At 70.9% G+C, this 16,024-nt stretch carries 14 protein-coding genes; 11 read left to right on the top strand and 3 right to left on the bottom strand.

Translation table 11 applies throughout. The features are described 5' to 3' along the window. Positions 1 to 19 precede the first annotated feature (19 nt). Genes rbfA through truB form a run of 3 tightly spaced genes read left to right on the top strand, consistent with a single transcriptional unit; the run spans position 20 to position 2,403 of the window. Positions 20 to 505 (top strand): 30S ribosome-binding factor RbfA, encoded by a 486-nt coding sequence (gene rbfA, locus SMD20_RS20055; RefSeq protein WP_329583267.1) that lies wholly within the window; start codon positions 20 to 22, stop codon positions 503 to 505. Then, positions 502 to 1,533, top strand: coding sequence for a DHH family phosphoesterase (locus SMD20_RS20050; protein WP_329583265.1), 1,032 nt, complete (start codon positions 502 to 504; stop codon positions 1,531 to 1,533). The genes rbfA and SMD20_RS20050 overlap by 4 nt, the downstream gene beginning before the upstream one ends. Next, positions 1,534 to 2,403 carry a tRNA pseudouridine(55) synthase TruB gene (truB, locus tag SMD20_RS20045; protein ID WP_329583262.1) on the top strand — a complete coding sequence of 290 codons (870 nt, stop codon included), beginning with the start codon at positions 1,534 to 1,536 and terminating at the stop codon, positions 2,401 to 2,403. Positions 2,404 to 2,414: 11 nt separating this feature from the next. Here the strand turns inward: truB and SMD20_RS20040 are convergent, their stop codons facing one another. Then, entirely contained in the window at positions 2,415 to 3,461 is a 1,047-nt protein-coding gene (locus SMD20_RS20040; RefSeq protein WP_329583259.1) for a TRM11 family SAM-dependent methyltransferase, read from the bottom strand. 82 nt (positions 3,462 to 3,543) lie between these two features. Here SMD20_RS20040 and SMD20_RS20035 point away from each other — a divergent pair, with 82 nt between their 5' ends. The 6 genes from SMD20_RS20035 (at position 3,544) to SMD20_RS20010 (ending at position 10,348) form a co-directional block, all read left to right on the top strand. Continuing rightward, positions 3,544 to 4,470, top strand: coding sequence for a bifunctional riboflavin kinase/FAD synthetase (locus tag SMD20_RS20035; protein WP_329583256.1), 927 nt, complete (start codon positions 3,544 to 3,546; stop codon positions 4,468 to 4,470). A 180-nt stretch (positions 4,471 to 4,650) separates the two neighbouring features. Then, a complete protein-coding gene (gene rpsO / locus SMD20_RS20030) occupies positions 4,651 to 4,920 on the top strand; it encodes a 30S ribosomal protein S15 (RefSeq protein WP_091092336.1) in 270 nt (89 codons plus the stop codon). 294 nt (positions 4,921 to 5,214) lie between these two features. Next, entirely contained in the window at positions 5,215 to 7,563 is a 2,349-nt protein-coding gene (locus SMD20_RS20025; protein WP_329583249.1) for a polyribonucleotide nucleotidyltransferase, read from the top strand. Next, positions 7,560 to 8,870, top strand: a complete 1,311-nt coding sequence (locus tag SMD20_RS20020; protein WP_329583247.1) for a M16 family metallopeptidase — start codon at positions 7,560 to 7,562, stop codon at positions 8,868 to 8,870. Before SMD20_RS20025 ends, SMD20_RS20020 begins: the two co-directional genes overlap by 4 nt. A gap of 78 nt (positions 8,871 to 8,948) precedes the next feature. Further along, positions 8,949 to 9,686: a 4-hydroxy-tetrahydrodipicolinate reductase gene (dapB, locus tag SMD20_RS20015; RefSeq protein ID WP_329583244.1), complete on the top strand. Its 738-nt coding sequence runs from the start codon at positions 8,949 to 8,951 to the stop codon at positions 9,684 to 9,686. Positions 9,687 to 9,865: 179 nt separating this feature from the next. Then, positions 9,866 to 10,348 carry a GNAT family N-acetyltransferase gene (locus SMD20_RS20010; RefSeq protein WP_329583242.1) on the top strand — a complete coding sequence of 161 codons (483 nt, stop codon included), beginning with the start codon at positions 9,866 to 9,868 and terminating at the stop codon, positions 10,346 to 10,348. Between the two features lie 342 nt (positions 10,349 to 10,690). Here SMD20_RS20010 and SMD20_RS20005 read toward each other — a convergent pair whose 3' ends face one another. Beyond that, entirely contained in the window at positions 10,691 to 11,419 is a 729-nt protein-coding gene (locus SMD20_RS20005) for an aminoglycoside N(3)-acetyltransferase (protein ID WP_329583239.1), read from the bottom strand. Positions 11,420 to 11,823: 404 nt separating this feature from the next. Here SMD20_RS20005 and SMD20_RS20000 point away from each other — a divergent pair, with 404 nt between their 5' ends. Beyond that, entirely contained in the window at positions 11,824 to 13,107 is a 1,284-nt protein-coding gene (locus tag SMD20_RS20000; RefSeq protein ID WP_329583237.1) for an MFS transporter, read from the top strand. 50 nt (positions 13,108 to 13,157) lie between these two features. Here SMD20_RS20000 and fxsA read toward each other — a convergent pair whose 3' ends face one another. Beyond that, on the bottom strand, positions 13,158 to 13,373 hold the full coding sequence (gene fxsA, locus SMD20_RS19995) for an FxSxx-COOH cyclophane-containing RiPP peptide (protein WP_329583234.1): 216 nt from the start codon (positions 13,371 to 13,373) through the stop codon (positions 13,158 to 13,160). Between the two features lie 131 nt (positions 13,374 to 13,504). Between fxsA and fxsT the strand changes: the two genes are divergently transcribed. Further along, on the top strand, positions 13,505 to 16,018 hold the full coding sequence (fxsT, locus tag SMD20_RS19990) for an FxSxx-COOH system tetratricopeptide repeat protein (RefSeq protein WP_329583232.1): 2,514 nt from the start codon (positions 13,505 to 13,507) through the stop codon (positions 16,016 to 16,018). Positions 16,019 to 16,024 lie beyond the last annotated feature (6 nt).

Genomic DNA, 16,024 nt, shown 5'->3' with positions numbered 1-16,024 from the left:
TGCGTGAGGGGGAGCCAACATGGTGGATGCCGCACGAGCGCGCAAGCTCGCCGACCGCATCCAGCAGATCGTCGCCGAGATGCTGGAGCGACGGATCAAGGACCCGCGTCTCGGCTTCGTCACCGTGACCGACACGCGCGTCACCGCTGACCTGCGCGAGGCGACGGTCTTCTACACGGTCTTCGGCTCCGAGGCCGAGCGGGCCGACAGCGCGGCCGCCCTGGAGAGCGCCAAGGGGATCATCCGTTCCGAGGTGGGCCGCCAGACCGGCGTGCGCTTCGCCCCGACGCTGACCTTCAAGCACGACCCGCTGCCCGACAGCGCCCGCCACCTGGACGACCTCATCAACGCGGCGCGGGCGCGCGACGCCGAGGTGGCCAGGCAGGCGCAGGGCGCCTCCTACGCCGGCGAGCCGGACCCCTACCGCAAGCCTGACGAGGAGGACGACGACGAGCTCGCCGACCTCCGGGGGGCCGAGCGCGCGGCCGGGGACGACCAGGCGTGACGCCGGACGTACGCGACCGGGCCGACCGGCCGCCGCGGGCCCGGGCGGGCGCGGGGCACGGCATCCCCGAGAGCGCGTGGAAGCGCGCGCTGCGGCTGATCGACTCGGCCGACGAGATCGGGCTGGCCTGCCACGTCACGCCCGACGGCGACGCGCTCGGCTCCATGCTGGCCGTGGCGTTCACGCTGCGCGCGATGGGCAAGCGGGTGCGCGCGTCGTTCGGCGACCGGCACTTCGCGGTGCCGCGCCTGCTGCGGTTCCTGCCGGGGCAGGAGATGCTGGTGCCGCCGGCCGAGTTCCCGGCGGCGCCCGAGCTGGTCATCACCTTCGACTCCTCGACGTTCGAGCGGCTGGGGCTGCTCAGCGGCAACACCGCGCGGGCGGCCGAGGTCATCGTGGTGGACCACCATCCGGCCGGCGCCGGGTTCGGCACGCTGGGGCTCATCGACGCCCACGCGGCCGCCACGGCGATGCTGGCCGAGCAGCTCATCTACCGGCTCGGCGGGCGGCTCGACCGCGACATCGCCACGTGCCTCTACGCCGGGCTGGTCACCGACACCGGCTCGTTCCGCTACTCCTCGACGACGCCCGCCGTGCACGAGATGGCGGCCCGGCTGGTGGCGACGGGGCTGCGCACCGACGAGATCGCCCGCGAGCTGTGGGACCGCTCGCCGTTCGGCTACCTCAAGGTGCTGGCGGCGGCGCTCGACCGGGTGCGGCTGGAGGACGGCCTGGTCTGGACGTACGTCACGCGGGTCGACCGGGCCGCGCACGGGCTCCCGTACGCGGAGATCGAGGGCATCATCGACGTCGTGCGCCGCACCGACGAGGCCGAGGTGGCGGTCGTGCTCAAGGAGGACGACGAGGGCGCCTGGCAGGTGTCCACCAGGTCCAAGGGCGCCGTCGACGTGGGCGCCGCGTGCGCGGCCCTGGGCGGCGGCGGCCATCACAACGCGGCCGGCTACACCTCGCACGACGGCGTCGAGGACACCATGGCCGCCCTCAGGAGAGAGCTGGGAAAGGCGTAGATGGCCGAGAGCGGTCTGATCATCGTCGACAAGCCGGGCGAGTGGACCTCCCACGACGTGGTGGCCAGGATGCGGCGCCTCGCGGGCACCCGCCGGGTGGGCCACGCCGGCACGCTCGACCCCATGGCGACGGGCGTGCTGGTGGTCGGCGTGGAGAAGGCCACCCGGCTGCTCGGCCACCTGACGCTGACCGAGAAGGTCTACGAGGCCACGATCCGGCTCGGCGTCACCACCAACACCGACGACGCCGAGGGCGAGGTCACCGCGACCGCCTCGGCGGCCGGCGTCAGCGCCGAGGAGATCCGCAAGGGCGTCGAGGCGCTGACGGGCGCCATCATGCAGGTGCCGCCGCAGGTCAGCGCCATCAAGGTCAACGGGCAGCGGGCCTACAAGAAGGCCCGCGCGGGCGAGGAGGTCGAGCTGGCCGCCCGTCCCGTCACGGTGCGGGCCTTCGACGTGCTCGGCGTGCACGCCCATGACGACGTGGTGGACGTGGACGCCGTCGTCACCTGCTCCAGCGGCACCTACATCCGCTCGCTGGCCCGCGACCTCGGGGCCGGGCTCGGCGTCGGCGGCCACCTGACGCGGCTGCGCCGCACCCGCGTCGGCCCGTACGACCTGTCGCTGGCCAGGACGCTCGACGAGCTCGCCGAGCGGTGCGTGATCCTGCCCATCGGGGAGGCGGTCGCCGCGGCGTTCCCGCGCCGGAACGTCACCGCCGAGGAGGCGAGGATCATCGGCCACGGCGGCCGGCTGCCCGCGGCCGGGCTGGGCGAGGGGCCGATCGGCGTGTTCGGCCCGGACGGCACGCTGCTGGCGCTGGTCGAGGAGCAGGGCCGGACGGCCAGGCCGCTCGCGGTCTTCGTCTAGACCGGCTGCGTCTAGGCCGGCTTGGCGGCGACGATGACGTCGCGCACGATCGCCTGGTCCACCCAGTGCTCGAAGTCGGGGTAGTCCATGACCTCCAGGCCGGCGGCGGTCAGGACGGCGGCGAGCTCCTCGCGCTTGCCGCCGTAGGTGTTCCAGGCGATGCCCATGGCCCCGCCGGGCCGCAGCAGCTCCGCCCAGATCGGCACCGCCTGGCGCAGCAGCTCCAGCGGGCTGCGCGACAGCCCCGAGCCGCCCTTGCTGCCGTGCTGGACGCCGTAGGGCGCGTCGGTCACCACCAGGTCGAACGAGCGCGGCTTGAAGAACTCCCTGCTGCGCAGGGTGTCGCCGTTGACCACGGCGAGGTGCTGCACGTCACCTGCCTTGACCGCCTCCTTCGACGTCCCGAAGGTGACGTTGAGCCGCCGCCCGGCGAGCGCCCGCTCCCGGCGCACCGGCACGGTCTCGGCGGTGTGCTTGAGCCGCTTGTTGCGCAGCCAGGTCTTGATGAAGCCGGCGTAGGCCTCGAAGTCCTTGGCGTCGATGTCGAGGCCGTAGGCGTCGTAGCCGTACATGAGGGCCTGGTTGAGCGTGGTCCCCCGGCCGCAGAGCGGGTCGAACACCGACAGCCGCTCGCCGAGGCCCTTGCCCGAGGCCAGCGCGGTGACGTTGAGCAGCAGCTTCGTGAAGTGCTCGTTGGTCTTGCCGGCGTATTTCTGGATGGTGATGAGGTCGCTGCTCAGCCGGTCGAGCGGGCGTACGGGCAGCGGGCGCAGCAGCGGCTCATCGCCCCCCTCACTTTCGACGCTGCCCTCGACGCCGAAGAGCGCGTAGACCGACGACAGGTTGGACAGCAGCGCGACGTCCCGCTCCGCCAGCGGCGCGGCCGTCTCGAACGTCACGTAAGGGACGCCGCCGAACACGTGCTCCTCGCTCCCGGAGAGCTCCGCCCGCAGCCCGCGCGCGCCGAAGACGGCCAGCTCGCTCCTCGTCAGCCGGACGGAGCTGTCGGCGTAGACCCGGTTGAACGCAGGCAGGATCAGAAGCGCGTATCGAGGCATGATGGCCGAGTGTAGCCCCCTCGATTGGAGGTCACGGCCAGGCGCGTGGCAGGCTTGTGGGGTTCGATCCGCGACGAGCGAATTGGGGTCCGGCGTGCAGGGTTCGGGTAGGTCTGTCGTCACCGTCGGCGTGTACGACGGAGTGCACCGGGGCCACCAGCGTGTCCTCGGGCGGGCCGTCGCCGTCGCGCGCGAGCGGGGGCTGCCCGCCGTGGCCGTCACCTTCGAGCCGCATCCCGACGAGGTCGTGCGCCCCGGCACGCATCCGGCCCGGCTGACCGGCCCCCGGCGGCGCGCCGAGCTGCTGCGCGCGCTCGGCGTGGACGAGGTCGAGGTCGTGCCGTTCACGCTGGAGCTGTCGCGCGCCGACGCGGCCGAGTTCGCGCGGACGGTGCTGGCCGAGCGGCTGCGGGCGGCGGTCGTGATCGTGGGGGAGGGGTTCACCTTCGGGCGGGACGCCGGCGGCGATGTCGAGACCCTGCGGGCGCTGGGCGACAAGTACGACTTCGCCGTCGAGGTCATGCCCCCGGTGGCCGGGGTGTCCTCGACCGGCGTCCGCGAGCGCATCGTGGCCGGCGACGTCGAGGGCGCGGCGGCGCTGCTCGGCCGCCCGCACCGGGTGGAGGGCGTGGTCGTGCGCGGATACCAGCGCGGCCGTCAGCTCGGCTTCCCCACCGCCAACGTCGAGACGCCCCCGCACACCGCGATCCCGGCCGACGGCGTCTACGCCGGCTGGCTGGAGTGCGTGCCCGTGGCCAACCTGCCCGCGCTCTACCCCGGCGAGCGGTGGCCGGCGGCCATCTCGGTCGGCACCAACCCGACGTTCGAGGGGGTGCCGCGCACGGTGGAGGCGTACGCGCTGGACCGCGACGACCTGGAGCTCTACGGCGCGCACGTGGCGGTCGACTTCGCCGCCCGGCTGCGCGGCAACACCCGCTTCGAGTCGATCGAGGCGCTGATCGAGCAGATCCAGGCCGACGTCGAGGCCGCCCGCCGGCTGACCGCGTGAGGCTCCGGCGCGGCGCCCGCCCGAGCACCGGGCGCGGGATGGTAACCTTGCATGTCGGCTCTGTGACGGCAGCGCTTTCGCGCCTTCGCCCACGTCGGCCATCCACGCGGCGACTGTAGGCACGCACGGTCGTTCGCGCTTTTGTCACATCCACGCGTGTCCGTAGTCAGAAGGAGAGCCGTGTCCCTCGACACCGCTGCCAAGAAGAACATCATCAGCGAGTACGCCACCGCCGAAGGCGACACCGGCTCGCCCGAGGTGCAGATCGCGCTGCTGAGCAAGCGCATCAGCGAGCTGACCGAGCACCTCAAGACGCACAAGCACGACCACCACAGCCGCCGCGGCCTGCTGCTGCTCGTCGGCCGTCGTCGCCGCCTGCTGAAGTACCTGCAGAAGGTCGACATCCAGCGTTACCGGACGCTCATCGAGCGCCTCGGTCTGCGCCGATAACATGGAAAGGGAGCGGCGCACGCCGCTCCCTTCTTCATATGGGTAGAGCAACGGCGTGAGGCGCGTGGCGAGGTGAAATCGGCCCCGCGCCTGACGTACAACTGAAGATCCGAGACACACAGCCCCCGCGTCCGCTCAGCACCATGCGACCCGCGACGCCTGCGGGCCGGTCCTCGGTAGTGGCTTCCGGTAAGAACGCATGTGACCGGGCGCTTCGATCGAAGACCGGCGCTGCACCTAACGAGGGTGCCGGTGAGAAAAGGGCGCGGGAGACCGACCACAAGGAGGTCCCCCGTGGAGGGTGTCCACACCGCTGAAGCCGTCATAGACAACGGCTCTTTCGGCACGCGCACGATCCGGTTCGAGACCGGTCGTCTCGCGCGGCAGGCGGCCGGCTCCGCCGTCGCCTATCTCGACAACGAAACCATGGTCCTGTCGGCCACCACGGCCTCCAAGACCCCCAAGGAGCAGTTCGACTTCTTCCCGCTGACGGTCGACGTCGAAGAGCGCATGTACGCGGCGGGCCGCATCCCCGGCTCGTTCTTCCGCCGTGAGGGCCGGCCGTCCGAGGACGCCATCCTCACCTGCCGCCTGATCGACCGGCCGCTGCGCCCGTCGTTCGTCAAGGGCCTGCGCAACGAGGTGCAGGTCGTCGCCACCGTCATGGCGCTGCACCCCGACCACCTCTACGACGTGGTCGCCATCAACGCCGCGTCGCTGTCCACGCAGCTCGCCGGGCTGCCGTTCTCCGGCCCGATCGGCGGCGTGCGGGTCGCGCTGATCGACGGCCAGTGGGTGGCCTTCCCGACGCATCCCGAGCTGGAGCGGGCCACGTTCGACATGGTGGTGGCCGGCCGGGTGCTGTCCGACGGCGACGTCGCGATCATGATGGTCGAGGCCGAGTCCACCAAGGACACGCTCAAGCTGGTCGCCGAGGGCGCGGTCGCGCCCACCGAGGAGACCGTGGCGCAGGGCCTGGAGGCCGCGAAGCCGTTCATCAAGGTGCTGTGCGAGGCGCAGTCGCGCATCGCGCAGGTCGCGGCCAAGGAGACGGCCGAATACCCGGTCTTCCTCGACTACCAGGACGACACCTACGCCGCCGTCGAGGCCGCGATCAAGAACGAGCTGGCCGCCGCGCTCACCATCGCCGGCAAGCAGGAGCGCGAGAACGAGCTCGACAAGGTCAAGGCACTGGCCGCGGAGAAGCTGCTGCCCGAGTTCGAGGGCCGCGAGAAGGAGATCAGCGCCGCCTTCCGCGCCGTGATGAAGAAGCTCATGCGCGCCCGCGTGATCAGCGAGGGCGTACGCATCGACGGCCGCGGCACCAAGGACATCCGCGAGCTGTCCGCCGAGGTCCACGTGGTGCCGCGGGTGCACGGCTCGGCGCTGTTCGAGCGTGGCGAGACCCAGATCATGGGCATCACCACCCTCAACATGCTGCGCATGGAGCAGGTCATCGACACGCTCAACCCCGACCGCACCAAGCGCTACATGCACAACTACAACTTCCCGCCCTACTCCACGGGCGAGACCGGCCGCGTGGGCTCGCCCAAGCGGCGCGAGATCGGCCACGGCGCGCTGGCCGAGCGGGCGCTGATTCCCGTGCTGCCCACGCGCGAGGAGTTCCCCTACGCCATCCGCCAGGTCTCCGAGGCGCTCAGCTCCAACGGCTCGACCTCGATGGGCTCGGTCTGCGCCTCGACGATGTCGCTGCTGGACGCCGGCGTGCCGCTCAAGGAGATGGTCGCGGGCATCGCGATGGGCCTCATCGGCGAGGGCGACGACTACGTCACCCTGACCGACATCCTCGGCGCCGAGGACGCCATGGGCGACATGGACTTCAAGGTCGCCGGCACCCGTGACGTCATCACCGCCCTGCAGCTCGACACCAAGCTCGACGGCATCCCCGCCTCCGTGCTGGCCGGCGCGCTCAAGCAGGCCAAGGGCGCCCGCCTGGCGATCCTCGACGTGATGCAGGAGGCCATCGACCGGCCGGCCGAGATGAACCCGACCGCGCCGCGCATCATCACGATCAAGGTCCCGGTCGACAAGATCGGCGAGGTCATCGGCCCGAAGGGCAAGATGATCAACCAGATCCAGGACGACACGGGCGCCGAGATCACCATCGAGGACGACGGCACGATCTACATCGGCGCCACCGACGGCCCGGCCGCCGAGGCGGCCCGGTCGGCGATCAACGCCATCGCCAACCCGCACATGCCGGAGGTCGGCGAGCGCTACCTGGGCACGGTCGTCAAGATCGCCGCCTTCGGCGCGTTCGTCTCGCTCATGCCCGGCAAGGACGGCCTGCTGCACGTCTCGCAGATCCGCAAGCTGCACGGCGGCAAGCGGATCGAGAACGTCGAGGACGTCATGGGCGTCGGCGAGAAGATCCAGGTCGAGATCGCCGAGATCGACGGCCGGGGCAAGCTGTCCCTGGTGCCGGTCGAGGTCATCGAGAAGGAGGCCGCCGAGCGCGAGGCCAAGGCCGCCGTGGCCGGCGAGGGCGACGAAGGCGAGGCCCCGCAGGCCGACGCCGAGGCCGCGCCCGCCGAGGAGCGGTCGGAGCGCCCGCGCCGCACCCGCACCCGCGTGCGCACCCGCGGCTCGGCCAACGGCGAGGGGGACGACCGCAACTCGTGAACACCACCACGCTGCACCCCGGTAAGGACGGAGCCGGGGAAGTCAAGCGCACCGTCCTCCCCGGTGGGCTGCGTGTGGTGACCGAGACCATGCCGACCGTGCGTAGCGTCGCGGTCGGCATGTGGGTCGGCATCGGCTCGCGGGACGAGGCCCCCGAGCACATGGGCGCCACCCACTTCCTCGAACACCTGCTGTTCAAGGGCACCCCCACGCGGGACGCGATGGAGATCTCGGCCTCCGTCGAAGGCATCGGCGGCGAGATCAACGCCTTCACCGCCAAGGAATACACCTGCTACTACGCGCGGGTGCTCGACGAGGACCTGCCGATCGCGGTCGACGTCCTCGCCGACGTGGTGACCAGCTCGCTGGTGAGCGAGGACGACGTGGAGTCCGAGCGCGGCGTGATCCTGGAGGAGATCGCCATGCACGACGACGACCCGTCGGACGTCGTGCACGAGCAGTTCGCCGCGGCGCTCTACGGCGACTCGCCGATCGGCCGGCCCATCCTCGGCACGGTCGAGTCGATCAACGCGCTCGGGCGCGAGCGCATCGCCGAGTACTACCACCGCTACTACCGGCCGCGCCGCACCGTCGTCTCCGTCGCCGGCAACGTCCGGCACGAGGACGTCGTCGAGCTGGTCGCGCGGGCGTACGAGCGGGCCGGCGCGCTGAGCGGCCCCGCCGAGTACGAACCACCGCGGACCAGCGGCCCCGGCGCCGGCCCGCGACCCGGCGTCCGGGTGCTCGACCGGCCCACCGAGCAGGCCAACCTGGTGCTCGGCACCACCGGCCTGTCCCGCACCGACGACCGCCGCTTCGCGCTGGGCGTGCTCAACGCGGCGCTCGGCGGCGGCATGTCGTCGCGGCTGTTCCAGGAGATCAGGGAGAAGCGGGGGCTGGCGTACTCCGCCTACAGCTACACCTCCGCCTACGCCGACACCGGGCAGTTCGGCATCTACGTCGGCTGCCTGCCGACGAAGATCGACGACGTGCTCAAGATCTGCCGGGACGAGGTGGCCCGCGTGGTCGCCGAAGGGCTGAGCGAGGAGGAGATCGGGCGCGGCAAGGGCCAGATGCGCGGCGGCCTCGTGCTCGGGCTGGAGGACACCGGCTCGCGCATGTCCAGGATCGGCAAGAACGAGCTCGTCTACGAGGAGCTCATGTCGGTCGACGAGGTGCTGGCACGCATCGAGGCGGTCACCTCCGAGGAGATCGACGAGATCGCCCGCGACGTGCTCAACCGGCCGCTCACGCTCGCCGTGATCGGCCCGTACGGTGACAAGGACTTCACCGACACGATCCGCTGAACGGCGGCGGAACGGTGGCGTAACGGCCCTCGCGCCCGGCGCGGGGGCCGTTCGCGTGCCTTGGGATAGGGTTGCCCTGTGATCAGGGTAGGTGTGCTGGGCGCGCTCGGGCGCGTGGGCGTCGAGGTGTGCAAGGCGGTCGAGGCGGCCCCCGACATGGAGCTGGTGGCCGCGCTCGACAAGGACGATCCCGTCGAAGGGCTCACGGGCGCGGAGGTGGTGGTCGACTTCACCCATCCCGACGTCGTCATGGGCAACCTCGAATGGGCGATCTCGCACGGCATCCATCCCGTGGTGGGCACGACGGGGTTCGACGAGGGGCGGCTGGCGACCGTACGCGCCTGGCTGGGCGAGAACCCCGGCACCAACTGCCTGATCGCCCCCAACTTCGGCATCGCCGCCGTGCTCATGATGCACTTCGCCCAGCAGGCGGCCCGCTACTTCGAGTCGGTCGAGATCGTCGAGCTGCACCACCCCAACAAGGCCGACGCCCCCTCCGGCACCGCCCGCCGCACGGCGGAGCTGGTGGCCGAGGCCCGCGCCAAGGCCGGGGCGGGCGCGATGCCCGACGCGACCAGCACCTCCCTCGACGGCGCCCGCGGGGCCGACGTCGGCGGGGTGCACGTCCACGCGGTGCGCCTGGCCGGCCTCATCGCCCACCAGGAGGTCCTGCTGGGCGGCGACGGCGAGATCCTCACGATCCGCCACGACACGATGAGCCGCTCGGCGTTCACGCCGGGCGTCCTGCTGGGCGTGCGCCGGGTGCGCGAGCTTCCCGGCCTCACGATCGGCCTGGAGCCCTTGCTCGACCTGTGATCGGCTTGACGTGCGATCGGCTTGACCTTTCATGGGCACGGCCGCACGACGTGCCCACCAGGCGATGGGCCGGTGGGCACGCCGTGAGGAGAGGGTCCCGGCTCCGCACAGCCGGGCCTACGATCACCCACACTAATAACGGTGTGCGCGATCGGCCCGAAGGATGAGATCGTGTCGGCGTGGTGCGATGGGCTGATCCTGAGGAACTCCCCGGTCTCGTGTCGGTCGAGCTGGCGGCCGACCGTCTCTTCGAGCAGGTCGGCATCACGTTCCCGCCGGGCACGACGATGATCGAGGAGGCCGGCGACCCCGGTCTGGTCCTGGTCGAGGGCGAGCCGCCGGCCGGATTCGCGCTGATGGGCCAGGTGGACGGACACCTCCATCTCGACCAGCTCGCCGTGCACCCTGAGAGCATGCGCCGCGGCATCGGCGGGCGGCTCGTGACGGCCGTCCTCGACCACGCCCGCGCCATCGGGGCCCGGCGCGTGACGCTGACCACCTATCGCGACGTCCCGTGGAACGCCCCCTGGTACACCCGTCACGGCTTCGCCGTCCTCCCGCCGGAGGAGTGGGGGCCGGAGCTGCGCGCGCTGGTGGAGCACGAGCGCGCGCTGGGTCTGGAGGTCGCACCCCGCGTGGTGATGGCCGCCGCCACCAGCTGAGTGCCGCGGGCATGTGATGGCGGGCGCTTCACGGCTGGGCCGGGGGCGCCGACGGCAGGGCCGACGGCGCCTGACGGCGGGCCGGTGGGGCCTGACGGCGGACTGGTAGGGCCCGATGTTGGCCGGTGGGGGCTGACGGTGGACCGGCGGGGGCTGACGTTGGCCGGTGGGGGCTGACGGTGGACCGGCGGGGCCTGACGGTGGCCGGTGGGGGCTGACGGTGGACCGGCGGGGGCTGACGTTGGCCGGTGGGGGCTGACGGTGGACCGGCGGGGCCTGACGTTGGCTGGCGGGATCTGACGGCGAGGCTCGTGGGCGTGTGAGGGTGGGGGCGGTGGGCGTCTAAGGGTGGGGGCGGTGGGTGGCGAGCCAGTCGGTGGCGTGGTCCACGGCGGCGCGTAGGGAGAACAGCCGCGCTTCGGCCGCCCCCACTCGCCCTCGCCGTACCGCCCCCGTCTGCTCGAACGCGGCCCCCAGCGCGGGGAAGTCGCTCGCGTCGAGCTCCACGTCCTCGAACTCGGTCCACCGCCGCCCGTCCCCGTCGTCCACCACCGCCCGGTAGGTGCGCCGCGGTGGCCGCTCGGCGCAGCGGTACTCGGCCAGGTGGAAGGCGGTGCACCGGTCGTAGCCGACGCCGAGCAGCAGCACCTGGGCGTCGGCGTCGTACAGGCGGGCGAGGGGGGAGCGTTCGCCGAGCAGGCAGTCCCGCGCGTGCCCGTCGGTGATCTCCGCCGCCCTGGCCCCCACTGCGGCGAACGAGGTGTGCGGATGGGCGCTGCGCCGCGCACCCGGCAGCGTTCGTACGTGCTCGGCGATCACCCCCATCCCCTGCGACGGCGTGGCGGCGGGATCGAAGGCCGGCATGCGCTCGCGGTAGGCGGCGATCTCCTCGGGCGTCATCCCGGCCACCGCCGCGCGGTAGAAGGGCGAGGTGTCGGAGTTCCCGGCGGTGCCGGCGGGGACGGCGAGCGTGCCGCCGTCGCCGAGCAGCCCGCGCAGGGCCGCGACCACGGTGGCGGCCCCGCCTTCGGTGGGGCCGACCTGGCGCAGCGACGAGTGCAACATCACCATCTGGCCAAACGCCACACCAAGAGCCGAAAAATCACGACTCAAGGCATTAAAGGTGTATTTCGGGTACTTAACGCTCTTAGCGGTCACAAGATCATCCGATCGGGCTCAGGAGGTACTGTCGAGGCTGTTTGGTCATTCTTGGCCGTTCTGTTGATCATGGCGGCATAAATGCCACGCCGACGACGGTATAGTGACGGACCAGAAAGAGTGCCGGATGCGTATGCCAGGGTGTTGTCCCCTATACTGCAACGGGTCGCGGCTGGTAAATACCTGGTAAGTAGTCCAATCCCCCACGTAAGAGGCGGCTTGTGTCATGCTCGACCGCTTATGACCGAAAGGTCGGGTTCGAAAAGGCAGGGGGCGTGGACGAGACGGCTGACCACCCGCGGCACAAAGCGGCAAAAATGCCGATTAAGGCTAGCATTGCCCCGATTTGGGCTGGTTCGGCCATTTCGACAGTCGGCATGCGCACGCTCGGTGTCGCCTATCCGCTTCTCGCCCTGGTGCAGACGTCCTCACCCGCCGCCGCAGGCTGGGCCGGGTTCGCGCTCACCCTCCCCATCCTGCTCTTCTACGTGCCCGGCGGCTTTCTGGTCGACCGGTTCTCGCCCCGCCGGGTGATCCTGTGCGTGGAGGCCGGTCGCATGCTCAGCGTGGCCTCCGTGCTGGTCGCCATGATGTTCGGCGGGCCGTCGCTCGCGCATCTCCTGCTGGCCGCGGCGGTCGAGGGCAGCCTCTGGGTGCTCTACACCCTGGCGGAGTCGGCCCTGCTGCCCGCGATGGTGCAGCCGGCCAGGATGCACAGCGCGCTCGCCAAGAGCGAGGCCGCGAGCCACTTCGCCTCGCTGGCCGGCCGGCCGCTCGGCGGCTATCTCTTCGGGGTCGGCCGGTTCGTTCCCTTCGTGGTCAACTCGGTCCTCTTCGCGATCTCCTACGCCTTGTTCTTCGGATGGGGGCGCGACACGGGCCGGCACCCCAACCGGCCGTCACGGCTGCGTGACCTGGCCGAGGGCTTCCGCGAGCTGACCAAGCTGCCGTTCCTGGGCGGTTCGATCGTGGTGACCACCTTCACCAACCTCATGGTCAACACCCTGATCATGATCTACGTGGCGGGGTCAGGAGGCATGTCCTCGCTCAAGGTTGGGATCGTGCTCGCGGCGGGAGGGGTGGGAGGCGTGCTGGGCTCGGCCCTGTCGTTCGTCCTGCCGCCCTTGCGCGGCGTGCTGCGGCTGCACCTGTGGATCTGGGCGTTCGCGCTCGTGCTGGCGGCGTTCGGCACGTACGTGAGCCTGCCGTCCTACTTCTTCGCCCTGGCCTTGGTGGCCACGGGCATCGGCGGCGCGCTCAGCAACGTGGCGATCAGGTCGGTGGAGGTCCACAAGGTCGATCCGGCGACGCTGGCCCGGGTGGTCGGGGTGTCGCGCCTTTCCTCGTACGGCGGGTTCTGCTTCGCCGCGCCCCTGGGCGGCTTCATGGTGGCCTGGGGCGACGTGCAGGGCGGCTCGGCGGTGCTGTGCGTGCTCATGGTGGCCGCGGCGGCGCTGAGCGGCTGGCCGCCCATAGGCGCGCGGCTGACCCCGCTGCTGCCGCCCGATCTGCCGAGGCCCGAACTGCCGGGGCTGCTGAGGATGCGGGGGGCGCGCCGCCTGTCCCGGGACCTCGTGCCCTCACCCAGTGTCGAAAGGTGAGTTTCCGGCCATTCATCAGGAAAGGCGCGTTGTGAAATTCTCGCGTGCCGTCATCGTTCGTGGCGTCCGGCGGACAGCCCCGCGAGGGAGTTGGTGAAGGCCGCGACGTCTCCCCCCTCGTCGAGGCAGGACGTCATCGCCGCACGGAGCGCCGCGCTTTCCACCGACAGCATGTCCGCCAAGGAAAGAGCGCTGACATCGATCAACGTGCCCTGCTTCTGATGCCCGTCACGCATGCGCACCCCATCCGTTTCGGTCGCCCGCATATGAACCCGTGTGCGGGCGCGTTCTGCATTGTGGCTATTTAGCATTCTGTGACAGCGCGGTGCGCTAATCAACCTCTAGTATGGAGCTCTACGGTTGCCTCACCTCTTCGGATATGAAGCGGAGGACCGACGTGACGGAGAATTTCCTGCCGCCGCAGAGCTCCCAGGTCTGGGAGCGCGTGCCCAATCGCAACCCGAACTTCACCGGCCGCAAGGACCTCCTCACGGCATTGAGAAAAAGCATCAACACCGTGACCGCGGTCGTCGCGCAGCCGCGGGCGCTCCAGGGCCTCGGCGGCGTCGGCAAGACGCAGCTGGCCATCGAGTACGCCTGGCAATACCGCGCCCACTACGACCTGGTCCTCTGGGTCTCCGCCGACCAGCCCCTGCTGGTGCCCTCGACGCTGGCGGAGATGGCGCCGAAGCTCGGCCTGCCCCCCGCGAGCAGCACCGGCGTGGAGAAGACCGCCCAGGAGGTCATCCGCGCGCTGGAGAGCGGGTCGCCGTACCGCGGCTGGCTGGTGATCTTCGACAACGCCGAGGAGCCCGAATACGTCAAGGAGTTCATCCCGAGAGGCCCCGGCCACGTCATCATCACCTCGCGCAACTCGCGCTGGAGCGACCACGAGCCGACCATCCAGGTGGACGTGTTCAGGCGCGAGGAGAGCGTGGCCTTCCTCCGCAGGCGGCTGAGCGAAACGGTCCGCCTCGACGAGGCCGACCGCATCGCCGAGCAGCTCGGAGACCTGCCGATCGCGCTCGAACAGGCCGCGGCCCTGCTGGTCCGCACCCTGATGCCGGTGGAGGACTACCTGGAGCTGCTGCAGGAGCAGACCAGCAGGCTGCTGGAGCTGGAGAAGTCACCCACCTACCCGACCTCCATGACGGCGGCGTGGCGCCTGTCCGTCGAGCAGTTGCAGAAGACCCTTCCCGCGGCCGTCGAGGTGCTGCGCTGCTGCGCGTTCTTCGGTCCCGAGCCCATTCCGCGTGACGTCTTCCGCCGGGGCAATCGCTCGGTCGGCTCACGCCTCGGGCCGATCCTCTCCGACCCGATCACGCTCACCAACGCGCTGAGTCAGCTGGAGCGGCTGGCTCTGGTCAAGGTGGAGCCGTCCGTCCGCACTCTCCAGGTCCACCGGCTCAACCAGGCCCTGCTGCGCGACGAGACCCCGGAGAAGGACCGCGCCGAGCTGCGCCACGAGGTCCACCTGCTGCTGTCGGGCACCGCTCCCGCCGATCCCGACGACACGGCCAACTGGCCCCGCTACGAGGAGCTGGCCGCGCACCTGGAGCCGTCCGGACTGATCGACTGCACGGTGCCGACCGTCCGGAGGTTCGCCCTCAACCTGGTGCGTTACCTCTACATGCGCGGCAGCTACCGCCAGGCGCAGTCGCTGATCAACGAGTACATCGCGAAGTGGTCCCAGGTGGACGGCACCGACCACAAGGACGTGCTGGTCGCCCGCGTCCACCTGTCCAACGTCTACCTGCAGCTCACCCAGTACACCAAGGCCGTCGAGCTCATCTCCGAGACCTTCGCCCGCATGAGCGACTCCCTCGGCCCCGACCACCCAGAGGCGCTGTGGGCCAAGACCGGCTATGCCGGAGCCCTCCGCGGCCGGGGCGAGTTCTCCGAGGCGCAGAAGCTGGACGCGGAGGCGTCCGAAACCTACGAGCGCCTCTACGGCGACACCGACCCGCAGACCCTGCGCGCTCGCCACAGCCTGGCTCTCGACTACACCCTGACCAGCGACTACGACCGGGCCAGCCAGTTGCTGCAGGACGTCTATCTCAAGCAGAGCAGCATGGAGGGCGTGGGCCGTCGCGTGCTGCTGCTCACCTGGACCAACCTCAGCCGGGCCGTCCGGCTGGGCGGCCAGTTCGAGGTGGCCACCGACCTGGCCGAAGAGGCCTACTCCTACGGCGTGGCGAGCCTGGGCGAGGACCACCCGAGCACATTGATCGCGGCCAAGGACCTGGCGATCTGCCTGCGCCGCGTGGGCAGGCTGCCAGAGGCCCTGCAGCTCATGAGGGACACCTACATCCGCTCGCGCCGCCTGTTCGGTGAGGAGCAGGCTTACACCATGGCCTCCGCCCTCGGCCTGGCCAACGTGCTGCGCGCCATCGGAGAGCTGGACGAGGCGCTGGAGCTCACCGAGCGGGCCCTGCGGCTCTACCCGGTGGTCTTCGGCGGCGAGCACCCGTTCACCCACGCGGCGCGGATCAACCACGCCCTGCTCCTTCGCCTCACGGGTGACCCCGAGGCGGCCCTCGCGCTGGACGAGCGGATGCTGGCCGGGCTCACCGCCCGCGTCGGCCGCGACCACGACTACACCGTGAGCTGCGCCATCAACCTGCAGAACGACCTCGCCGCCCTCGGCAGGCACGAGGACGCGCGCGCCCTCGGCGAGGAGAACCTGCGGGTCATCCAGGCCGGCTTCTCCGCCGACCACTACCTCAGCCTCATCTGCGCCGCCAACCTCTGCCTCGACCTGGAGGCGGCCGGCGCGAGCGAGGAGTCCAAACGGCTGCTCGCCGAGACGACGCAGCGCTTCGAGCTGACCATGGGGCGCGAGCATCCCGACGCGCTGGGGCTGCTCGCGGGCGAGCGGCTCAACTGCGACTTCGACCCGCCGCCCATCTGATCCGCC

This window comes from Nonomuraea sp. LP-02 (assembly GCF_036289125.1).
Taxonomy (GTDB): Bacteria; Actinomycetota; Actinomycetes; order Streptosporangiales; family Streptosporangiaceae; genus Nonomuraea; species Nonomuraea bangladeshensis.
Note: the sequence above shows the minus strand (reverse complement) of the source record. Positions and strands in the feature narration are given on the sequence as shown.

What these genes read in the sequence shown, in the direction of transcription:
- rbfA (WP_329583267.1), top strand. Translation starts at nt 20, where the DNA reads ATGGTGGATGCCGCACGAGCGCGCAAGCTCGCCGACCGCATCCAGCAG.
- truB (WP_329583262.1), top strand. Translation starts at nt 1,534, where the DNA reads ATGGCCGAGAGCGGTCTGATCATCGTCGACAAGCCGGGCGAGTGGACC.
- SMD20_RS20040 (WP_329583259.1), bottom strand. Translation starts at nt 3,461, where the DNA reads ATGCCTCGATACGCGCTTCTGATCCTGCCTGCGTTCAACCGGGTCTAC.
- SMD20_RS20005 (WP_329583239.1), bottom strand. Translation starts at nt 11,419, where the DNA reads ATGGTGATGTTGCACTCGTCGCTGCGCCAGGTCGGCCCCACCGAAGGC.
- SMD20_RS20000 (WP_329583237.1), top strand. Translation starts at nt 11,824, where the DNA reads ATGCCGATTAAGGCTAGCATTGCCCCGATTTGGGCTGGTTCGGCCATT.
- fxsA (WP_329583234.1), bottom strand. Translation starts at nt 13,373, where the DNA reads ATGCGGGCGACCGAAACGGATGGGGTGCGCATGCGTGACGGGCATCAG.